Consider the following 4,422-nt stretch of genomic DNA (forward strand, 5'->3'; position numbering starts at 1 on the left):
CAGAATTATCTTTTAATCTCATTCGATATATCAATCATAATCAGCAATTAGATGAAGAGGTGTCATCTGTTATTCAAGTAATAACATTACTGGGTAGAGAAAAGTTGACACGATGGTTACTTATGTACCTTTATGCTGAGAATAGTAAAAGATTTATAAATGAGTCTCTTTTAGAAATGGCATTAGATAGAGCTGAACATATGGAATCAATGGCGAATCAAATAGATAAAGATAGCGCATTTATGACAGGAATGTTTTCTCTGTTAGATATTCTTTTTGATGCTGAGTTTGATGATATATTTCAAAGGATAAAGATTGATACTGCTATAGTTGAAGCTATTACTGAGAAGAAAGGCAAATATGGGGCTATGCTCAAAAAAGCTGAAGGTTCCCAAAAAGGCTTTTTAAAGAAGATTTTTATTGAAAACTTTTATCAATTTGACACATCAGATTTAATTGACTTTTTGAGAAATTATGAAATTGATATAAAAACAGATTTTGAATAAAAAAAGTTTACTTACAACATAAGTTGCAAGTAAACTTCAGAAGCATACTTTAATTTACAATCGTAAATTTTTTTAAAATACCATTATGGTAGTATTCTGTATATGTACCTTTGGCAAGGTTAGTTTTAGCAATAGTATACGATTCAAGACTTCCATCTTGCGAATAAACTTGTCTTTTAATTTCATTTTTACCGTTTTCTAATACATCTGCAACTACTGCAGTTTTTACCGTATCTGGACTTACTACTTCAGCATTAAGACCTAAGCTAAATACTAACGATACTAAAAGTGCTATTTTTTTCATACAACTCCCTTGTAATAAAATTTACTTATTATAGCAATAGTTCAGTAAATAAGTAAATTTTATATACTACTAAGAATGGTTATCCACTGTTGGAGGGATTATTTCACCCGATGCCTGCATACTTAAAGCTTCAGGATATTGTTTATAATGCCCACGTACAGCTTGAGCTAGTTTCTTTTTAGTATCTACTTCAACAGGAGTTGGCATCTCATGCGGTAATGCATCAAGTAAAGCCTGAACTAGCTTTTCTTGAGGTGCAGGCATTTTATCAATCCACGATGTTAATAATTCTCTGTTTACATGAGAAGGAATAGAACCCATAATCCCAACATCATTTTGGCTATGAACAAGTAAACCCGAAGTGGTTCCACGATCTAGTGTCAGAACTTGAAAAAGGTAAAGTGTATGATATGCTAACTGTTCTGCTTTTTCTTCTTTAGTAAATGTAGGGTTCTTTTGCATAGCATTTGTAATGATTTTTATATATGCATCAATAACTTTAGTGCCCATATTTTTCGCAAAAGCCTTGTCTGCTTGGAAATCTCCTGTATTAAAACCTTCGAGATAAAAATGACTCACGCCTCGAGTACGACCTAAAGCTGGAATATTAAAGTATTTATTTCCTGAAGCAATACCACTTGCAGCATGCTCTGCTGCTTCACTTTTTAGAGTTGCTGTAAAAACACCTTTAGCTTCTTCATTAACTATAGATGGATTCAAATCAGCCATAACACGCCAGTACCCTTTCCCATCTCGCATCTCTGTCCAAGATATATGCATATGCATGGAAGGTACATGAGGGTTATTTGGGTGAATGATAGTTGAGATGGCAGTAGCTGAGCCTAGTTTTTTCTCGGGCATGTCATCATATTGAATCTGAGAAACATTAACAGATCCACGATTAAAAAGTGTCTCATCTCTAGCTTCAAGGCGTGAACCACCTCCATGCTTACCTTCATCTCTTACCCAAAAAACTTCTTCAAAATCTTGAGCACTACCAAATTCTGCACTTACTTTATTGAGTCTATCTGCAAAATAAGTTTGTAGTTGTGTTACTAGCTCATACGCTTCTATTGCCTGTAGAGATTGTGCTTTTTCCATCATGTTCTTGTCCATCTTATTTATTTTTGCTTGGGTCTAAATACTTTAATTACGTCTTCATTTGTTTGGATAAATGGACCTTCAATTAAGTCGATACAATATGGAACCGCGGGAAACACTGCATCTAAGCATTCACGAATAGACTTTGGTTTTCCAGGAAGATTAATAATTAAACTCTTCCCTCGAATTCCAGCAGTTTGACGGGATAAAATAGCCGTAGGTACATACTGTAAACTTACCTGACGCATTAATTCACCAAAACCTGGCATCATCTTCTCACAAACATTTTCTGTTGCCTCAGGAGTAACATCACGAACTGCTGGACCTGTTCCACCTGTTGTAACAACTAAACAGCACCCTGCTTCATCACATAGTTCTTTCATTGTAGATTCAAGTATATCTTGCTCATCAGGTATACATCTGTATACAATCTCAAATTCACTTGTTAAGTAGTCTTTCATCGTATCTTGAATTGCAACACCTGAGATATCTTCATATATCCCTTTACTTGCTCTGTCACTTGCTGTAATTACACCTATTTTAATTTCTGCCAATTTTCTTCCCTTAATTTATTTGTAAAAAATGATTTGCACTTTTTATATATGTTACAGTTGCTACTTCTAAAAATAATTCTTGTGCTGATGAGAGATCAATAATCTTATCTTCACCACCAAGGTATACTTCTATCCTTACACCTTTATCTTCTAAGTATTTTAACTCATCAAGATTCCATTCATAGTACAACAACTCTTCTAACTCAGCTAAGGATGTTTGTGAGTGTTGTATGTTTTTATGTTTATATGGATAAAAACATCCATTAATAAACTCAGATAGGTATTTTTCTTTGTGTTTTGTATAGGAAAGAGTTTGTAATCTTTTAAATTTATCTGATTTTGTTTGAAAAAAAGCAGGTGAAAAAAGCTGTAAAGTATCTACTCTGTTAGAATTATCAAGTTCTTGCTTCACATGTTTAAATGCTTTAATTGCACCATAACTAAATCCACATACTGTATATTCAGATATTTTTATATATGCTTCAAATAAATTTTTTTCTTTACAAAGTGAAAAACCACTATAAAATTTCAATAATATTCCTTACAAAGCACTACAATATAAAAAGGGATTAACATTCAAAGCCTTTAGTGAAATTTAATATGCATTATACTTTAGAAATACCTAACATTATATAAAATATAGTTATGATCTTTCTACATTTGTCATTTTGTTTCTTCCCGTATTTTTTGATTTATATAAAGCATCATCAACTAACTTTAAAATATCTTTCACTTGGAATACATCTATTCTAAATAACTTTAGGTGAAATATTTAATACATACATTAAAAATTATGATATAACGAAAATATTAGATTAGAATTTAAATATATAAAAGACTTTTAAAATGTCTTTACTCTATCTACAGAGGGGTTAAAGCCGTTTAACATGAAATAACTTTTAAGAAAATATGTGATATAAATAAAAGGTTACAATATTTTTTTATTCTTGTTTTAGTATAATACAACTTCATTAATATATTTTAGTACTTCATCTTTAGATATACTCTCTCTCTCATGTAAAACTTTCTCAACTTTTTCCATCACTTCACTCATAGCATTAATCAATTCTTTGCACTCATCATAAAGTCTATCCATTACTAGTTCATCTTCATTATCTGTTTTTATAAGTGAACTTCCCATGCCGTATTCATTTAGCATATTTGCTATAAGTTCTTTAGCTTCGTCTAAATCACCTTTAGCACTACTAGCATGTTCACCAAACTTAATTTCACAAGCTACCATACCAGCAAGAAGCATTTTTACACGAGATTCTAATTCATACTGAATCATAGGTTCATTCGTTGAAGGAGTAAGCTTTTCACTAGATAACATAAGTTTATCAAAAGTAAAATCAAAATGTGTAGCACTTACAACTTTTCCAGCTTGATATCGAACTCGATATTGTTTTTGCTCATCACTTAATATATGTAATTTTTTCTTACCAAACATAACTTTGTCTTTAACATTATGAAAGTGTTCTATTGTCACATGAAAATCGTGTTGACGTAAAGCTAAAAGTGCTGCTTCATTTACAAGTGCAGCTAATGAGGCACCATTAAATCCAACTGTCATACTTGCAATAACTTTAATATCAACTTCATTAGGTACTTTTATAAGGTACTTTGAAAGTATGGACTGTCGTTCTCTCTTTGTTGGAAGTTCAACAAAAACTCTTCTATCAAATCTTCCTGCACGAAGAAGTGCTGAATCAAGAACATCTACTTTATTTGTTGCTGCAACAACTATAACGCCACTAGAACCTTCAAAGCCATCCATTTCTGTTAGAAGTTGATTGAGCGTAGCTTCTCGTTCGTCGTTTCTTTGTCCATCACGTTTTTTACCAACTGCATCTATTTCATCGATAAAAATGATTGATGGTGAATTATTTTTTGCAGCTTCAAAAAGTTCGTGCACTCGTTTTGCACCCATACCTACATAAATTTGGACAAAAGATGC

The 4,422-nt window shown here is 32.0% G+C and carries 5 protein-coding genes and 1 pseudogene; 1 reads left to right on the forward strand and 5 read right to left on the reverse strand.

Features of this window, described 5'->3' with window-relative positions; translation table 11 throughout:
- Window positions 1-506: pseudogene (locus ACI9TV_RS15845) on the forward strand (diguanylate phosphodiesterase); the annotation flags it as partial.
- 49 nt (window positions 507-555) lie between these two features.
- On the opposite strand, the gene ACI9TV_RS15850 reads toward ACI9TV_RS15845, so the two are convergent.
- The 5 genes from ACI9TV_RS15850 to ACI9TV_RS15870 form a co-directional block, all read right to left on the reverse strand.
- Window positions 556-810: a hypothetical protein gene (locus ACI9TV_RS15850; protein ID WP_415251792.1), complete on the reverse strand. Its 255-nt coding sequence runs from the start codon at window positions 808-810 to the stop codon at window positions 556-558.
- 69 nt (window positions 811-879) lie between these two features.
- On the reverse strand, window positions 880-1,914 hold the full coding sequence (locus ACI9TV_RS15855; protein ID WP_415251793.1) for a coproporphyrinogen III oxidase: 1,035 nt from the start codon (window positions 1,912-1,914) through the stop codon (window positions 880-882).
- 17 nt (window positions 1,915-1,931) lie between these two features.
- A complete protein-coding gene (gene mog, locus ACI9TV_RS15860) occupies window positions 1,932-2,465 on the reverse strand; it encodes a molybdopterin adenylyltransferase (RefSeq protein WP_415251794.1) in 534 nt (177 codons plus the stop codon).
- 10 nt (window positions 2,466-2,475) lie between these two features.
- Window positions 2,476-2,997 carry a pimelyl-ACP methyl ester esterase BioV gene (gene bioV, locus ACI9TV_RS15865; protein ID WP_415251795.1) on the reverse strand — a complete coding sequence of 174 codons (522 nt, stop codon included), beginning with the start codon at window positions 2,995-2,997 and terminating at the stop codon, window positions 2,476-2,478.
- Window positions 2,998-3,417: 420 nt separating this feature from the next.
- Window positions 3,418-4,422 (reverse strand): AAA family ATPase (locus tag ACI9TV_RS15870; RefSeq protein WP_415251796.1); only part of this gene is annotated, 1,005 nt, incomplete at its 5' end.

It is taken from the genome of Sulfurimonas sp. (genome assembly GCF_047622445.1).
GTDB lineage: Bacteria > Campylobacterota > Campylobacteria > Campylobacterales > Sulfurimonadaceae > Sulfurimonas.

What these genes read in the sequence shown, in the direction of transcription:
- ACI9TV_RS15850 (WP_415251792.1), bottom strand. Translation starts at nt 810, where the DNA reads ATGAAAAAAATAGCACTTTTAGTATCGTTAGTATTTAGCTTAGGTCTT.
- ACI9TV_RS15855 (WP_415251793.1), bottom strand. Translation starts at nt 1,914, where the DNA reads ATGATGGAAAAAGCACAATCTCTACAGGCAATAGAAGCGTATGAGCTA.